Below are 542 nucleotides of genomic sequence, written 5' to 3' on the forward strand. Positions count from 1 at the left end.
ACAAGTGGGTGTCGCCGAACAGCGAGTTCTTCCAGCCGCCGAAGGAGAACGTCCCCACCGGCACCTGAATGGGCACGTTGACGCCCACCATGCCCACCTCGACGTCGAACTCGAACTGGCGGGCCGCCCCGCCGTCGCGCGTGAAGATGGCCACGCCGTTGCCGAACTCATTGTCGTTCACCAGCCTGACGGCGTCGCTGTAGCTGTCCGCGCGGACCACCGAGAGCACGGGACCGAAGATTTCGTCGTCGTACACCTTCATGCCCGGCTTCACGTGGTCCACCAGGCTGACCCCGATGAAAAAGCCGTCCGAGTCGAAAGCCTGCTCGCGGCCGTCCACCACCACGGTGGCGCCTTCGTTGGCTGCCCCTGCGACGTAGGAAGCCACCCTGTCCCGGTGTTCCTTGGTGATGAGGGGACCCATCTGCGAGGCCGGGTCCGTGCCGGGGCCGATCTTGAGGTCAGCCATCCGGGTGGAAATTGCCTCCACCAGGTCGTCGGCGATGTTGCCCACCGCCACGAGCACGGAGACGGCCATGCAC

Annotated in this window: 1 protein-coding gene; it reads right to left on the bottom strand. The window is 65.9% G+C overall.

Annotated elements, in window-relative coordinates; all coding sequences use genetic code 11:
- Positions 1–542: aldehyde dehydrogenase family protein (locus ACXJ3V_RS20640; RefSeq protein WP_457102223.1), on the bottom strand; the 542-nt coding region annotated here is incomplete at both ends.

It is taken from the genome of Microbacterium sp. P5_E9 (genome assembly GCF_054049175.1).